12 protein-coding genes and 1 pseudogene are annotated in these 13,754 nt (G+C 62.2%); 6 read left to right on the top strand and 7 right to left on the bottom strand.

Features of this window, described 5'->3' with window-relative positions; all coding sequences use genetic code 11:
• Positions 1-22 precede the first annotated feature (22 nt).
• Together AB4O08_RS24920 and AB4O08_RS24915 are read right to left on the bottom strand one after the other, a co-directional pair.
• Positions 23-817 carry a class II aldolase/adducin family protein gene (locus AB4O08_RS24920; RefSeq protein ID WP_042572180.1) on the bottom strand — a complete coding sequence of 265 codons (795 nt, stop codon included), beginning with the start codon at positions 815-817 and terminating at the stop codon, positions 23-25.
• 107 nt (positions 818-924) lie between these two features.
• Positions 925-1,830 carry a LysR family transcriptional regulator gene (locus AB4O08_RS24915; RefSeq protein ID WP_460114459.1) on the bottom strand — a complete coding sequence of 302 codons (906 nt, stop codon included), beginning with the start codon at positions 1,828-1,830 and terminating at the stop codon, positions 925-927.
• Positions 1,831-2,047: 217 nt separating this feature from the next.
• Between AB4O08_RS24915 and AB4O08_RS24910 the strand changes: the two genes are divergently transcribed.
• The 6 genes and pseudogenes from AB4O08_RS24910 to AB4O08_RS24885 form a co-directional block, all read left to right on the top strand.
• On the top strand, positions 2,048-2,653 hold the full coding sequence (locus tag AB4O08_RS24910; RefSeq protein WP_460114458.1) for a cysteine dioxygenase family protein: 606 nt from the start codon (positions 2,048-2,050) through the stop codon (positions 2,651-2,653).
• Positions 2,650-4,233 (top strand): rhodanese homology domain-containing protein, encoded by a 1,584-nt coding sequence (locus AB4O08_RS24905; protein WP_460114457.1) that lies wholly within the window; start codon positions 2,650-2,652, stop codon positions 4,231-4,233. Before AB4O08_RS24910 ends, AB4O08_RS24905 begins: the two co-directional genes overlap by 4 nt.
• 407 nt (positions 4,234-4,640) lie before the next feature.
• Complete coding sequence (locus AB4O08_RS24900; protein WP_187517424.1) at positions 4,641-5,615, top strand: ABC transporter substrate-binding protein; 975 nt, start codon at positions 4,641-4,643, stop codon at positions 5,613-5,615.
• 13 nt (positions 5,616-5,628) lie between these two features.
• Positions 5,629-5,766: a hypothetical protein gene (locus AB4O08_RS24895; protein ID WP_010209731.1), complete on the top strand. Its 138-nt coding sequence runs from the start codon at positions 5,629-5,631 to the stop codon at positions 5,764-5,766.
• Positions 5,763-6,941: an acyl-CoA dehydrogenase family protein gene (locus AB4O08_RS24890; RefSeq protein WP_021492719.1), complete on the top strand. Its 1,179-nt coding sequence runs from the start codon at positions 5,763-5,765 to the stop codon at positions 6,939-6,941. The genes AB4O08_RS24895 and AB4O08_RS24890 overlap by 4 nt, the downstream gene beginning before the upstream one ends.
• Before the next feature lie 14 nt (positions 6,942-6,955).
• Positions 6,956-7,078 (top strand): annotated as a pseudogene (locus AB4O08_RS24885) (dihydrofolate reductase); the annotation flags it as partial.
• A 68-nt stretch (positions 7,079-7,146) separates the two neighbouring features.
• On the opposite strand, the gene AB4O08_RS24880 reads toward AB4O08_RS24885, so the two are convergent.
• From AB4O08_RS24880 to AB4O08_RS24860, 5 genes are all read right to left on the bottom strand, one after another.
• Entirely contained in the window at positions 7,147-7,926 is a 780-nt protein-coding gene (locus AB4O08_RS24880; RefSeq protein ID WP_460114456.1) for an energy transducer TonB, read from the bottom strand.
• Entirely contained in the window at positions 7,923-8,369 is a 447-nt protein-coding gene (gene tolR / locus AB4O08_RS24875) for a protein TolR (RefSeq protein WP_042572174.1), read from the bottom strand. Before tolR ends, AB4O08_RS24880 begins: the two co-directional genes overlap by 4 nt.
• Before the next feature lie 15 nt (positions 8,370-8,384).
• Entirely contained in the window at positions 8,385-9,077 is a 693-nt protein-coding gene (gene tolQ / locus AB4O08_RS24870) for a protein TolQ (RefSeq protein ID WP_047540959.1), read from the bottom strand.
• 46 nt (positions 9,078-9,123) lie between these two features.
• Positions 9,124-10,989: a phytase gene (locus AB4O08_RS24865; protein WP_031291138.1), complete on the bottom strand. Its 1,866-nt coding sequence runs from the start codon at positions 10,987-10,989 to the stop codon at positions 9,124-9,126.
• 65 nt (positions 10,990-11,054) lie between these two features.
• Positions 11,055-13,568, bottom strand: a complete 2,514-nt coding sequence (locus AB4O08_RS24860; RefSeq protein ID WP_460114455.1) for a TonB-dependent receptor — start codon at positions 13,566-13,568, stop codon at positions 11,055-11,057.
• Between the last annotated feature and the right edge of the window lie 186 nt (positions 13,569-13,754).

Below are 13,754 nucleotides of genomic sequence, written 5' to 3'. Positions count from 1 at the left end.
TAGCCAGCTCCCTTAGGAAAGTTCAGTTCTTGTAGTCGGTATCACTGCGCTCCAACTGCCGAATCAACGCATTCCAATGCCGCGCCACGCCCGGTCCTTCGCCGCTGGCGTTCGCCTTGGCCTGTTGCTCGACCTTCTCCACCACGTCCACTGGGGGGAAAATCAACGCCGCATTCCCCGCTGCCTGGGCTGCGATTTGGATATTGCAGGCCCGCTCCAGTTGCTGCAGTTGCTGAAACGCATGCTCTACGCTAACGCCGGCGGTCAACAACCCATGATTACGCAGGATCATCACACTTTTGTCGCCCAAGTCCGCGACTAATCGCTCGCGCTCGTCCAGGTCGAGGGCAATGCCTTCATAGCCGTGGTACGCCACACGCCCGGAGAAACCAATGGAATGCTGGGAAATCGGCAACAGGCCGTCTTTTTGCGCCGACACCGCAATACCGTCGCGGGTGTGGGTGTGCAGCACCGCTTGCAGGTCGTGGCGTGCGCCGTGGATGGCGCTGTGGATCACATAGCCGGCGTAGTTGATGCCAAGGCCGGTAGGGTCGTCGACGATAGTGCCGTCGAGGTCGACCTTGACCAGGTTGGACGCATTGATTTCATCGAACAACAACCCAAATGCATTGATCAGGAAATGCGCGTCGGGGCCCGGCACGCGAGCGGAGAAGTGGGTGTAGATGTGATCGGTCCACTTGTACAAGGCCGCCAGGCGATAGGCGGCGGCCAGTTTGACGCGCACCTCCCATTCTTCCGCAGTGACGCGCTGGCGTACAGGGTTGGAAACGTTGGAAATCGAGGTGACGCTGCTCATGGCAAAACTTCCTGGATGGCCTTAAGGACTTCCAGGCAAGCCTATGGGATGCAAAAAAATAATAAAAAGCACATTTTAATCTAAGCTAATTATTATTATTTTTCATATCAAGCTGCATGCTTGATCGGGTGCAACGAGGCAGCCACTAACTTGCCAAACGCATCCACCGGCCCTTGCAGGTTGCCCAGGAAGTGCGGATAGATCAGCCACAGATCCATCACCGGCTTGAAATCCTTGAGCGGCATCACCGCCAGTTGCTCACGGTGCACACTGCGCTCCAACAACGGGCGTGGTACCAGGCCAAGGCCCAGGCCGTCCGCCACCAACCCCAGTTGTAGCTCAGTGCCAAACGTCTCCAGATTCACCCGCAATGCCAGCCCCTGATCGGACAAGGTCCGCTGCAACCCCGCGCGGAAACCGCAGCCATCCGGATTGAGAATCCAGCCGTTCTGGTACACATCCGCCAGTTTGCAGGGCTTCTTCGGCAGTTGCGCCTTGGCGCAGACCACCACCAGCTCCATCTTGCCGATCGACTCGCCGACGATGTTGTCCGGGAAGATCTTGCCCGCCGGGAACAGTGCCGCCGCCGCATCCAACTCGCCGCGCTCGATCTTGCCCACCAATTGGCTGCCCCAGCCCGTAGCGACCTGGGCGCGCAGGTCCGGATATTCCGTACGCAGGTGCTTGAGCGCGTCCAGCAGCACCACATCACCTATGGTCTGCGGCACACCCAGGCGCAACAGGCCGGTGGGGGGTGCGTCAGTGGCCACCAGTTCACGCAGGGCGTCCATCTCGCGCAGGATCAGCCGGCACTGCTCGTAGACCCGGGTGCCGATCTGCGTAGGCTTGAGGGGTTTGGTATTGCGGTCGAACAGCTCCACCCCCAGCGCCTGCTCGAAGTTCTGCACCCGGCGAGTGATAGCCGGCTGGGTCAGCTGCAACGACTCGGCGGCATGGCTGATGGACTGGCAACGAATCACTTCGACAAAGGCATCGATATCGTCAATTTTCATTTGGGCCGCACATAGAGAACAGTCATTAAGATGTGTGGGAAGCATAGTTGCAGGAACGAAGTCTGGATAGCCCGCGCTGTGATCGATAACGTCTTACACTATTCAGATCGGTTCTAAATTACCTTCGGCTATAAGCTAATCATTAAGAAATAGCATATTAACAATAAACATTATGCTTATATAAACCCATCATTACCGACCACACGATGGAATTGTCATGACCCAGGCCCGACACCCCGAGAGACTTAGAGCCTTCATAGGCGCCCTGGCGGAATTGATCGACGGCAATCCACGCGAGGGCGACCTGCTGCACCGTGGCGGCAAGTTGCTGGCGCAACTGGTCAGCCATGATGACTGGCTCCCCGATGAGTTCGCCCAACCCGATCCCGAGCGCTATCAACAATTCCTGCTGCATGCCGACTCGCGCTTCAGCATCGTCAGTTTTGTCTGGGGACCAGGACAAAGCACGCCGATCCACGACCACCGGGTATGGGGATTGATCGGGATGCTGCGCGGCTCGGAGTTCTCCCAAGGGTTCGAACGCGCCCCCGATGGCAGCCTGATTGCCGATGGCAAGCCGGTCCGGTTGGTGCCGGGCCAAGTCGAGGCTGTGTCGCCCAAGGTCGGTGACATTCACCAGGTGAGCAACGCCCACAGCGACCAGGTGTCGATCAGCATCCACGTGTACGGCGCCAATATCGGTGCGGTGCGCCGCGCGGTGTACCAGCCCGACGGCAGCGAGAAACTGTTTATCTCCGGTTATTCCAACGCCTTCCTCCCGAACATCTGGGATTTGTCCAAAGAAAAGAGCCCCGCCCTATGACCCCCGTATCGACCCGCAGCTTTGCGCAGATTCGCCAGGCCCTGTTGGACCGTGAAGAAGTCGCCCTGGTCGACGTGCGCGAAGAGGCGCCGTTCGCCGAATCCCATCCGTTGTTTGCCGCGAACATTCCGCTGTCGAAACTGGAACTGGAGGTGTATTCACGCATCCCGCGGAGCGATACCGAGGTCACCGTCTACGACAACGGCGAAGGCCTGGCTGTCCGTGCTGCCGAGCGCCTGGGCGAGTTGGGCTACACCCGGGTCAGCCTGCTGGAAGGTGGGTTGGACGGTTGGCGCAAAGCCGGGGGCGAGCTGTTTATCGACGTAAACGTGCCGAGCAAGGCATTTGGCGAACTGGTGGAGAGCGAACGACACACGCCGTCACTGGCCGCCGAAGAAGTACAGGCCCTGCTCGACAGCCAGGCCGATGTGGTGGTGCTCGACGCGCGGCGCTTTGACGAATACCAGACCATGAGCATTCCCACCGGCATCAGCGTGCCAGGTGCCGAGTTAGTGTTGCGCGCCCGCGAACTGGCGCCGGACCCGGCCACCCGCATCATCGTTAACTGCGCCGGGCGCACCCGCAGCATTATCGGCACCCAGTCGCTGATCAATGCCGGCGTGGCCAACCCCGTCTCGGCGCTGCGCAACGGCACCATCGGCTGGACACTGGCCGGGCAGACGCTCGCACACGGCCAGTCGCGCCGCTTTGCGCCGACCTCGGAAGAGCACCGCCAGCTCGCCGCTACCGATGCGCGTCGGGTTGCCGACAAGGCTCGCGTCGGCCGTGCCACTCTGGCCGATCTGCACGCCTGGCAGCAGGAGCAGAAACGCACGACTTACCTGTTCGACGTACGTACTCCGGAAGAATTTGACGCCGGGCATCTGCCGGGCGCGCGCTCCACGCCAGGCGGTCAGTTGGTGCAGGAAACCGACCACGTCGCCAGTGTGCGTGGCGCGCGGTTGGTGTTGGCGGATGACGACGGCGTGCGCGCAAACATGTCCGCCTCCTGGCTGGCCCAACTGGGTTGGGAAGTGTACGTGCTGGATAACCTGCAGCCCGCGCAATTCAGCGAGAAAGGCGCCTGGGTCGCACCAGTGCCGGCACCGCCCCAGGCCGAACTGATCAGCCCCCATACCCTCGTCGAATGGCAGGCCCATGGCGACACCGTGGTACTGGACTTCACTGCCAGCGCCAACTACGTGAAGCGCCACATCCCCGGCGCCTGGTGGGCCCTGCGCGCACAACTGCCCCAGGCCCTGGCCAAGGTGCCCACCGCCCAACGCTATGTGCTGACGTGTGGCAGCAGCCAACTGGCGCGCCTGGCGGTAGCTGATGTCGAAGCCATCACCGGCAAGCCCGTGTTCCTGCTGCAAGGCGGCACCGCCGGCTGGATCGACGCGCAACTGCCACTCGAAGAAGGTGAAACTCACCTGGCCTCACCGCGCATCGACCGCTACCGCCGTCCGTACGAAGGCACCGACAATCCCAAGGAAGCCATGCAGGCGTATCTGGATTGGGAATTCGGCCTGGTCGACCAACTGGCCCGCGACGGCACCCATGGTTTCTATGTGATCTGAAATCCCCCAAGCTGCCTGCGCCCACACGCGGCGCAGGCTTTAATCCGGATGCCCGCGTTTTCGTTGACGGTTTTCGCGAGCAAGCTCGCTCCTACAGGGCGTCGCCATGACGTCAACGCGTCCCTCGTTTTCCCGGCGTAAGCGACGACTACGCCTGCCTGCTGAACAAACGGGGCGGCGCCCACTATCGGGGCCTGGAGGGCAACTTGACCCTGACCCGAAGCACACCAAAAAAATACGCTTAGAGAATAATATGCTCACACTTAATCAAATATTTTCATAATTACCATATAACCAAAAAGAACTTCACAGCCAGTTCTTATAGGCATAACGTTAACCATGCACCGACCCCTTCTCCAGGCGGAGGTAAACGAACCTTTTCTTGATCTGCCTGGAGCCTGCATTCCATGGTCTTTACCACCCCCTTCAAGCGCCTGCTCCTGGGCACCGCACTCGCCTTCGGCCTGATCGGCAGCAGCCACGCCGCCGACCTGCAACCGCTGCGCGTAGCCAATCAGAAATCCACCATCAAAGCACTGCTGGAAGCTTCCGGCGAATCGGAAAACGTGCCCTACGACATTCGCTGGGCGGAGTTCCCCTCCGCCTCACCCCTGGGCGAAGCCTTGAATGCCGGGGCCGTAGACATCGGCGCCCTCGGTGATGCGCCCTACGTGTTCGCCCTGGGTGCCGGTGCGTCGCTCAAGGTGGTCAGCATCATTCACGCTGAGGGACGTAACACCACCGCCCTGGTCGTCCCCAAGAACTCACCGATCAAGACCGTCGCCGACCTCAAGGGCAAGAAGATCGTCACCGGGCGCGGCTCCATCGGCCATTACCTGGCGATCAAGGCCCTGGCCACCGCCGGCTTGACCACCCAGGATGTGCAGTTCATTTTCCTGCTACCAAGCGAATCGCGCCTGGTGCTGGATAACGGTACTGCCGACGCCTGGGCCACCTGGGACCCGTACACCACCGTGGTCACCTCGCAAAGCCAGGCCCGCGTGCTGATCAGTGGCAACAAGCTGTTGAGCAATCACCTGTACCTCGCGGCCACCCGCCAAGCCATCGCCGACAAGCGCCCGCAACTGGATGACTTTGTCGCCCGCGTCGACCGCGCTTATGCCTGGGCCAACGTGCACCCTCATGAATACGCGGCCGCTCAAGCCAAGATCACCGGCCTGCCGCTGGATGTGCATGTCGAAGTGGCCAAGGACACCCACCTGACACCGGTCGCCATCGACGATGCGGTTATCAGCGGCCTGCAAACAACCGCCGACACCTACCAAAAAGAGGGCCTGTTGCTCAAGCACATCGACGTGTCTCAGGGCTTCGACAAGAGCTTCAACGCCAAGCGTGTCCCTCTTTCCCAAGCATCGCGCTAAATAGGAGCAGAACATGAGCGAGCCACGGCATTTGAAACTGGATGCGCCGTTCCCGGAACTCGGTGACCTGGGTTCCAACAGCCAGAAAGGCGGCTCCGACCGCTACAGCGTCGCCGCCGAGGTTGAAGCGCAGCAGCAGGCGCTGGCATGAGCCAATCCTCGCACCCTGCCCTACGCTCCGTGGAAGTCGCCCACTTCGAAGCCCTGCTCGAACGTCTCACCGTCGAGCTGGCCAGCACCGCGCACCTCTACGACGAGAGCGGCGCCTTTCCCCACGCCAACTTCCAGTTGCTGCACCAACATGGCCTGGTCGCCTTCACCGTGCCCAAGGCTTTTGGCGGCGGCGGTGCCAGCCTGCTCCAGGCGCGCAAGGCCATCAGTGCGATCGCCAAGGGCGAACCGTCCACGGCACTGATCCTGGTGATGCAGTACTTGCAGCACACGCGACTGCAAGACAGCAAGACCTGGCCCGCCCACCTGCGCACGCAAGTGGCCGAAGACGCCGTGCGCAACGGCGCCTTGATCAACGCCCTGCGTGTCGAACCCGACCTTGGCACCCCGGCCCGCGGCGGTCTGCCGGCGACCACCGCGATACGCACCGCCGAGGGCTGGCGCATCAGCGGCCGCAAGGTCTACTCCACCGGCAGCCACGGCCTGAGCTGGCTCAGCGTGTGGGGCCGCAGTGATGATGCCGACCCACTGGTGGGCGCCTGGTTGGTGCCCAAAGACAGTCCCGGCGTGACCATCATCGACACGTGGGACCACCTGGGCATGCGGGCTACGTGCAGCCATGAAGTGGTGCTCGACAACGTGTTGGTGCCGCTGGACCATGCCGTCAGCGTCAGCCCGTGGAGCGCGCCGACGCCGGAGCTGGATGGCGAAGGCTTGCTGTGGATGTCGGTGTTGCTGTCCTCGGTGTACGACGCCGTGGCCCAGGCTGCGCGGGACTGGCTGGTGAACTGGTTGGAAGCGCGTACGCCGTCCAACCTCGGTGCTGCGCTGTCGAGCTTGCCGCGGTTCCAGGAAACCGTCGGCCATATCGACACCCTGCTGTTCGCCAACCGCAGCCTGCTTGACGCTGCCGCCGAAGGTCACACGCCAGCCGCCAACGCGGCGCAGTTGAAATACCTGGTGACCCACAACGCCATCCGCGCCGTGGAGCTGGCCATCGAAGCCTCGGGCAACCCCGGCCTGTCGCGCCATAGTCCGTTGCAACGGCATTACCGCGACGTGCTGTGCAGCCGCGTACACACCCCGCAGAACGACGCCGTATTGCAAGGCATCGGCAAAGCCGTCTTCGTCCAACGCCAGAAGGAACGTACATGAGCCCGGTGAGCCAGATCGCGCGGGGCGGGTTGCTGAATCACGAGGCGTTGCGGGATGGGCATCCTTTGTATACCCACCCGAGCGTGAGGTTGTCGCCGCGTACGTCGGCGATTTCCACCAACAGCCGCAATGAGATCTGGAGCGGTATGCGGCGGGCTCCGAACAGGCGAATCTCACCAACGCCTAACGCGGTAAAAATCTAGGATTATTTGATGCGGTAGTGGAAGGTGTTGCGCACCGCCGGCACCGCAACTGCCTTGCCATCCACCATTCTCGGTTGGTAGCGGAAGGTATTCGCCGCCGCCAGGGAAGGCCGCATGAACAGTGGGTGGCAGCCGTCCAGCACCCTGGGGTTTTCCACGCGGCCCAGGGTGTTGACGGTGTACTCCACCGAACAATCGCCTTCAATGTTCTTGTCCAGGGCACGCTCCGGATAGTCCGGCGCCTCCTTGCTCAAGGGTTGGTACTGGCGGCTGTCGAATGCCGGCGCAGCGGCCGGGGCTGCAGGGCGTGCGCGTTCAGCGGCGAGGCGCTCCTGGGCCAGACGCTGCTGCTCCAGCTCGCGGCTGCGTTCCTCAGCGGCCTCGCGTTGCTGTTGCTGTTGCTGCTCCAGCTTCCTTTCCTCAACCCGCTTGCGCGCCAACGCGGCTTTTTCCAGTTTTTGTGCCTGGACCTGTGGATCAACGACCGGTTTCGCCGGCACGGGAACCACGACAGGCTCCGGCGCAGGCGCTGCGACCGCCGCCGGCTCAGGCATTGGCACTGGCGCTGGCGCTGGCGCTGGCGGCATTATCACCAACTGGGTATGCATCACCCTTGGCGCTTCCAGCGTGGGTGCTTCCGTCGACCAACCCAGCATCAGCGCCGCCAGCACCCCCACATGCAGCGCCACCGCGAGGCTGGCCGCCAAGCTGTTTCTCCAGAGCCCGGAAAACGCCGGGGGCGCCATCGTCAGCAGCGGACTGTACATGATCATCGCCGTCATTGCGGGGCCTCGGTCACCAGCCCCAGGTTGCTTACACCACCCTTCTGCAACACCGCCATGGCCGCCACGACCTTGCCGTATCCGGCGTTGTCATCGGCGCGGATGTACACCTGGGTGTCGCTGCGCGCCGCCACCACCTGCATGACTTTGGCGCCCATTTCATCCAGGGTCACGGCGCTGTCGGTCTGGTGCGTGGTGTCGAGTTCGCCGCCCAGGTTCCAGTAGTAGCCGCCGTCAGCCTTGACCGACAGCGTGAGGATCTGCTGGCGCGTATCGCTCGCCAGTGCTTCGGCGGCGACCTTGGGCAGCTCGATTTTCACGCCCTGGGTCAACATCGGGGCGGTGACCATGAAGATCACCAGCAGCACCAGCATCACGTCGATGTAAGGCACCACGTTCATCTCCGCCTTGGGCCCGTGCTTGCGTTGTGGCCTGGTCAACATCGGTTTGCTCCTTGTTCAGGCGGCCACGGCCAGGTTGATCGGCGTACCGCGCAAGGTGCGGTGCAGACGCACTTGCAGTTCGTTACCAAAGGCGTAGTAGCGAGTCAGCAAGGTCTGCCCACGTGCCGCGAAACGGTTGTAGGCGATCACCGCCGGGATGGCCGCGAACAGGCCGATGGCAGTGGCGATCAATGCCTCGGCGATGCCCGGCGCTACCGTCGACAACGTGGCCTGTTGCACCTGGGACAAACCGATAAAGGAATTCATGATGCCCCACACCGTGCCGAACAAGCCGATGTAGGGGCTGACCGAACCCACAGTCGCGAGGAATTGCAGGCCCTTTTCCAGCTCGATTTCCTGCTCGGTGATCGCCACCTGCAGCGCGCGCTCGACACCTTCCAGCACCGCCGGGTCGTGGCCCTGCAGGTGCTGATATTCCTGCACCCCCGCGATAAAGATCGGCGCAACGCCACCCTCGCCCGCCTGCACGGATTCGCGGTACAGCGGCTGCAAGTCAGGCGCAGCCCGAAAGCGCAGCACAAAACCTTTCAACTGCCGCTCCAGGCGTCGCAGGACACTGGCGCGCTGGATGATCAGGTACCAACTGAGCAAGGACGCCAGCAGCAATGTGACCATCACTGCCTTGACCAACAGGCTGGCGTCACTGATCAAGCCCCAGATCGTCATATGTTCCATCGTCGCGTGCATGGTTAAGCTCCTATTCGATTAAAAAGTGATGACCGGGTGATGACGCCTACGGCAATTTCAACGCGCGGGTCACGTCGGCCCAGGGCACGAACTTGAAGTTCTGGGTCTGTTCGGGCATGCGCTTGCGCCCGTCCTGCACCACCAGCAGGCCTTTGCTCCAGGGGCCGCCAAGGTTGATGGCAGTGACTTCCAGGCCGTCGGTTTCGGAAGCGCCATCGATCCCTGCCGCCGCATTCAGGCCGACGCGAAAGGCACCGTGCATGGCGAACGGTGGCTCGGCATCCAGCACCAGGTAGCTGTCATTGCCCTGGCTGGAGATCACCAGGTAGTCGCGTTCATCGCTCTGGTACAACGCCAGGCCCTCGACATCCGCATGCAGCTGCGGGCCGACCTTGATCACGCTGGTGAGCGTGGCCGGTTGGTCGGCACGCGCATCCACCGCCCAGACGCCGACGTCTTCTTCACCGATGAACAAACGCTGGCGCTGGTCGTCGGCCACACAGCCCTCGGGTTGGCTGTCGACGTTGAACTGGCGCACCAACTCGCCCTGCACCCGGCCGTCCGGTGCACTCAGGCGGTATTGAAGGAAGGTGCCGTCCTTGCCGTTGGCAATCGCGTAGATCTCACCGCTGGCGGGCTGGAACAGGCAAATGCCATAGATTTCCTTGAGTGGCGTCGGCACTTCACCGGCTTCGCGCAGTTCGCCGCTGCGACGGTCGATGCTGAACAGGCTCAGGCTGTTGTGATCACGATTGCTGGCCACGGCCAGGTCGACGGTCTGCGCCCCGAGCTTGAAGTTGGGGCGCACGTCAACGTTATTCAGGCGACCGACCGCAAGCTCCTGCAACAGCTTGCCGTCGAGGTCATAGGCCAGCAGGCCGTGTTTTTTGTTGGTACCGAGCACGCGGCTGCGGGCCGGTTGTTCGGGGTGAATCCAGATTGCGGGATCATCCGCCGCATCGCCCTGGCGACCGACCGGGTCGGTCTGGCGCAGAGCGGCGACTTCCGGCAATACCGACTCGGTGGCCACAGGCTTGGGCTGCCAGTCGAGTTGGCCTTGGTAGAGCCGACCGGTGTCGTCATCGCGCACCAGCACTTGCTGGCCGTTGACGCTCAGTTGCTCCGGTTCTTTCAGGCCCGGCAGCGTCAGGCTGCCCTGTTCCACCCAACGCTCGCCGGTGTGCTGAAACAGATGCAGTTGGGCAGTCTTCGGGTCCAGCGTCACCAGCCCACCCGGCACCAACGCCATGGCGCCAGCCTCGCGTTTGGGAGCGTCAAACAGCGCCACCGGCGTGCGTTTCACCTCCGCCTCCGGGTGCGCCGGGTAGGCCCACCAGCCGACGTTTTCTTCATTGACCAGCAACTGCTGGGTCGCGTCATCCACCTGGCAGAACTGTGCCGACGGCGGCAGTGGCAAACCACGCACGCGCTGAGGCTCGCCTGACAGCGTCGAACCATTGCCCACCAGCCATTGTTCACCCTTGCCCTCGTCTCCCACCAGGAACACAAACAGGTTGGCGGCTGCGTCGCGGAACAGGCACAGGCCATTGACCGGGTAGTCGCGAGTCGGCAGGTACAGCGGTTTGCCGAAGGTTTTAGCCGAGGCATCGAGGTTCACCAACAGCGCTTGCTGGCGGTCGTTGTCGAGGCTGGCAACCAGCACTTGGTTGCCAGCGGTGCGGGTGTCAAGGCTGCTGAAATTACCGTTGAAGCGGACCAGTTCGGCACCTTTGCCGTCGAGCAGTTGCAGGCCGTTGCGGGTACCGGCGGCCAGGCGCTCAGTGCGGCCCGGCAGGAAAGTCACCGCGTCAGCATTCAGGCTTGGCGCCCAAGGGGTGAGCGCCAGGTCGGCGGCCATGACCGGCGAGCACGCGGCCAACACCATCATTAGGTAGAGCTTGGACATTCTCATGAACAATCAAAATCCTTGTCGTGCAGGAGCGAATTCGCTCGCGCCTACAGTGGAAAAATGGCGAGTTAGAAGTGGGTGAACGTCAGGCCCAGCTTGTAGGTCGGGCCGTACTCTTCGTACTGGCCGTTGTAGCTGCGGTGGCCGGTGTAGACGAAGTACGACTCATCGGTAAGGTTCTGGGCCTCGAAGCTGACTTGCAGGTTCTTGGTCAGTGAGTAGCGCGCGCTGAAATCAACGAAGGTCTGGGCGTCGACGTGCAGGTCGTGGGCCTTGTCGTTGATTGAGGCCAGCTCGTAGAGGTAGGCCGATTTGTAGTTGGCCGACAGACGCAGGCTGAGCTTGTCGTCTTCCCAGCCAAGCATCAGGTTGCCGACGGTGTCTGACTGGTTAGGCAGGCTGATGTTGCGTTTGCGATTCGAACCGCTGGCGCTGTCGAAGCCTTCGATGTCGGCGCTGGAACGGCTGAACGTGGTATTGGCACCGATCAGCAGGCCGTTCCACGGTGCAGGCAGCCAATCGAATTTCTGTGAGTAGGCCAGTTCCAGGCCGTAGAGCTTGGCACTGTCACCGTTGGCATAGGTATGCGCCTCGGAAAAGTTGGCCCAGGCCCCGCTGCCGGCCAGGTCGGTGTTGTAGACGAAGTTCTTGATGTCCTTGTAGAACACAAACGCCGAGACGGTGCCGGCGCGGCCCATGAAGTGCTCGATGCCGAGGTCGAGGTTGCTCGATTCCAGGGGCTTGAGGTCCGGGTTGCCGAAGGTGGCCTCGTCATCGTCAATGACAAACCCCGGCGCCAATTGGCCGAAGGTCGGGCGCACCACGGCTTTGGTCCAGGCCGCGCGCACCTGGGTGTTCTTGTCGATCTGGTAGCGCGCATGCAGGCCCGGCAGCCAGTGGTGATAGCGGCGCTTGGTCTCGGTGGGCGTGAACACGCCATCGGTGGCGCCTGTGCCCTTGGCTTCGAACTCGGTACCTTCGTAACGCAGGCCGGCGATGAAGCGCCAGTCGTCGATATCGATAGTGTTCATCAGGTAACCGGCGTTGATGTCTTCACGGAGGGTGAAGTCGTTGACCCGGGATTCAGTCTCGTCATAGAAGTCTGCGGCGTTGAGGTTGCCGATCAGGTGTTTGATGCTGCTGGGGCTGATGCCTGGCCCGTAGTTACCCAGGCGGTAGTCCACGTTGCCTTTCTGGAATTGGCTGAGGTTGAGCTGGTCGTCGGTAAAACCGAGGGTGTCGAAGTCTTTGTAAACCCAGGCTTCCAGGTCGTTGTCCTTGTTGCGACGGCTGACCTTGCCGCCGAACTTCACCTGGGACGTATAGCCGCTCAGGTCGTAGTCGCGGGCCAGGTCCAGGCGCAGGTTTTTCTCGGTGTCCTTGGTGTTCTGTTTTTCCCAGTCGACCTTATCGAGGGTGAAGTTGCGTGCGTCATAGAAGCCGTTGCCAATGATCGGGCGTGGCGTGTCTTTGTCGTAGAAGCCACTGTTGGCAAAGTCACCGCCGTCGAACGTGGCGCCGGCGATATGCGCCGGGCTGTCTTCACTGGATTGGCTGTAGCCGGCCTGGCCACTCAGGGTCCACAGGCCGAGCATGCGCTCGCCACCGAACACATAGGACTGGATTTTCTGGGTCTCTTCGCGGTTCTTCAGCTTGCGCTTGGCCTCGGCATCGCCCAGTTCGCCGGCGGCGAGTGGGTCGGCAAATTCGATGCTGGTGGCGTTACGGGTCTCGGTGTCTTTGTAGCTGCTGTAGAGGGTGCGCAGGTAGTAGCTGCTGAGGTCATCGGGTTTGTAGTCGAAGTTCAGACCGCCACCGGCACGTTCTCGACTGATGTCGTAGTCGCGCTGTTCGAATTCGTTGAGCTTGGCGCCATTGGTGAAATCCCACGCGCCGCCGGTCTCGACGTTGTCCGAGCCGAAGTCACGCTTCTGCCAACTGAGCGCGGCGGCCACACCGAAGTTGTCGACGCCGTCGCCGAGGCTGAAACGGTTGCTGGCAGCGCCGGAGAATTTCGGGCTGGTCTGGTGGCTGTTCTTGTCGTAGCTGGCTTCGGTGCTCCCGGTGTAGAACAGGCCCTTGTGGTCGAAGGCCGACAGGCTTTGCACATCCACGGTGCCGCCGAGGGAGTTGGCGTCCATGTCCGGGGTGAGGGTCTTGATCACCGACAGCGACTGCACCAGCTCCGAAGGCAGCACATCGAGGGCCACCGCGCGGCGTGCGCTTTCCGGGGCGGGCACCAGGGTGCCGTTGATGGTCACGCTGTTGAGGTCCGGGCCCAGGCCGCGCACGCTGACAAAGCGCCCTTCGCCCTGGTCGCGTTCCACGCTGATACCCGGCAGGCGCTGCGCCGCTTCGGCGACGTTTTCATCCGGCAACTGGGCCACGCCGTCGGCATGCACCACGCTCTTGATGCTGTCGGCGCTGCGTTGCTCCTTGAGCGCCTGATCCATGGCTGCCGCCTGGCCGACCACTTCGACGTGCTCGGTGTTGCTCACTTCGGCCGCCGAAAGCCGCTCGCTGGCAATTGCCAGGGCCAAGGCAGTAAGCGTGAAGCCGACGAGCCCGGTGCGCTTGTACATGCAATCCTCCCCAAGAATCCGTTGGCGCCAGGCAAGAGGCCCGGCAACTGGAAGGGCACGCTAGGGGTGGGGGATGACGGTTCTGTGACAAGGGGTGGCGTGAAGGCCCGTAAACAAGGGCTCTACGCTGGGATTCGATGTGAAATGAGCTGATATGACCTGTGAAGATCAACTGTGGGAGGGGGC

Source organism: Pseudomonas sp. H3_E07, assembly GCF_054668895.1.
This window is presented reverse-complemented; position numbering and strand designations above follow the sequence as displayed.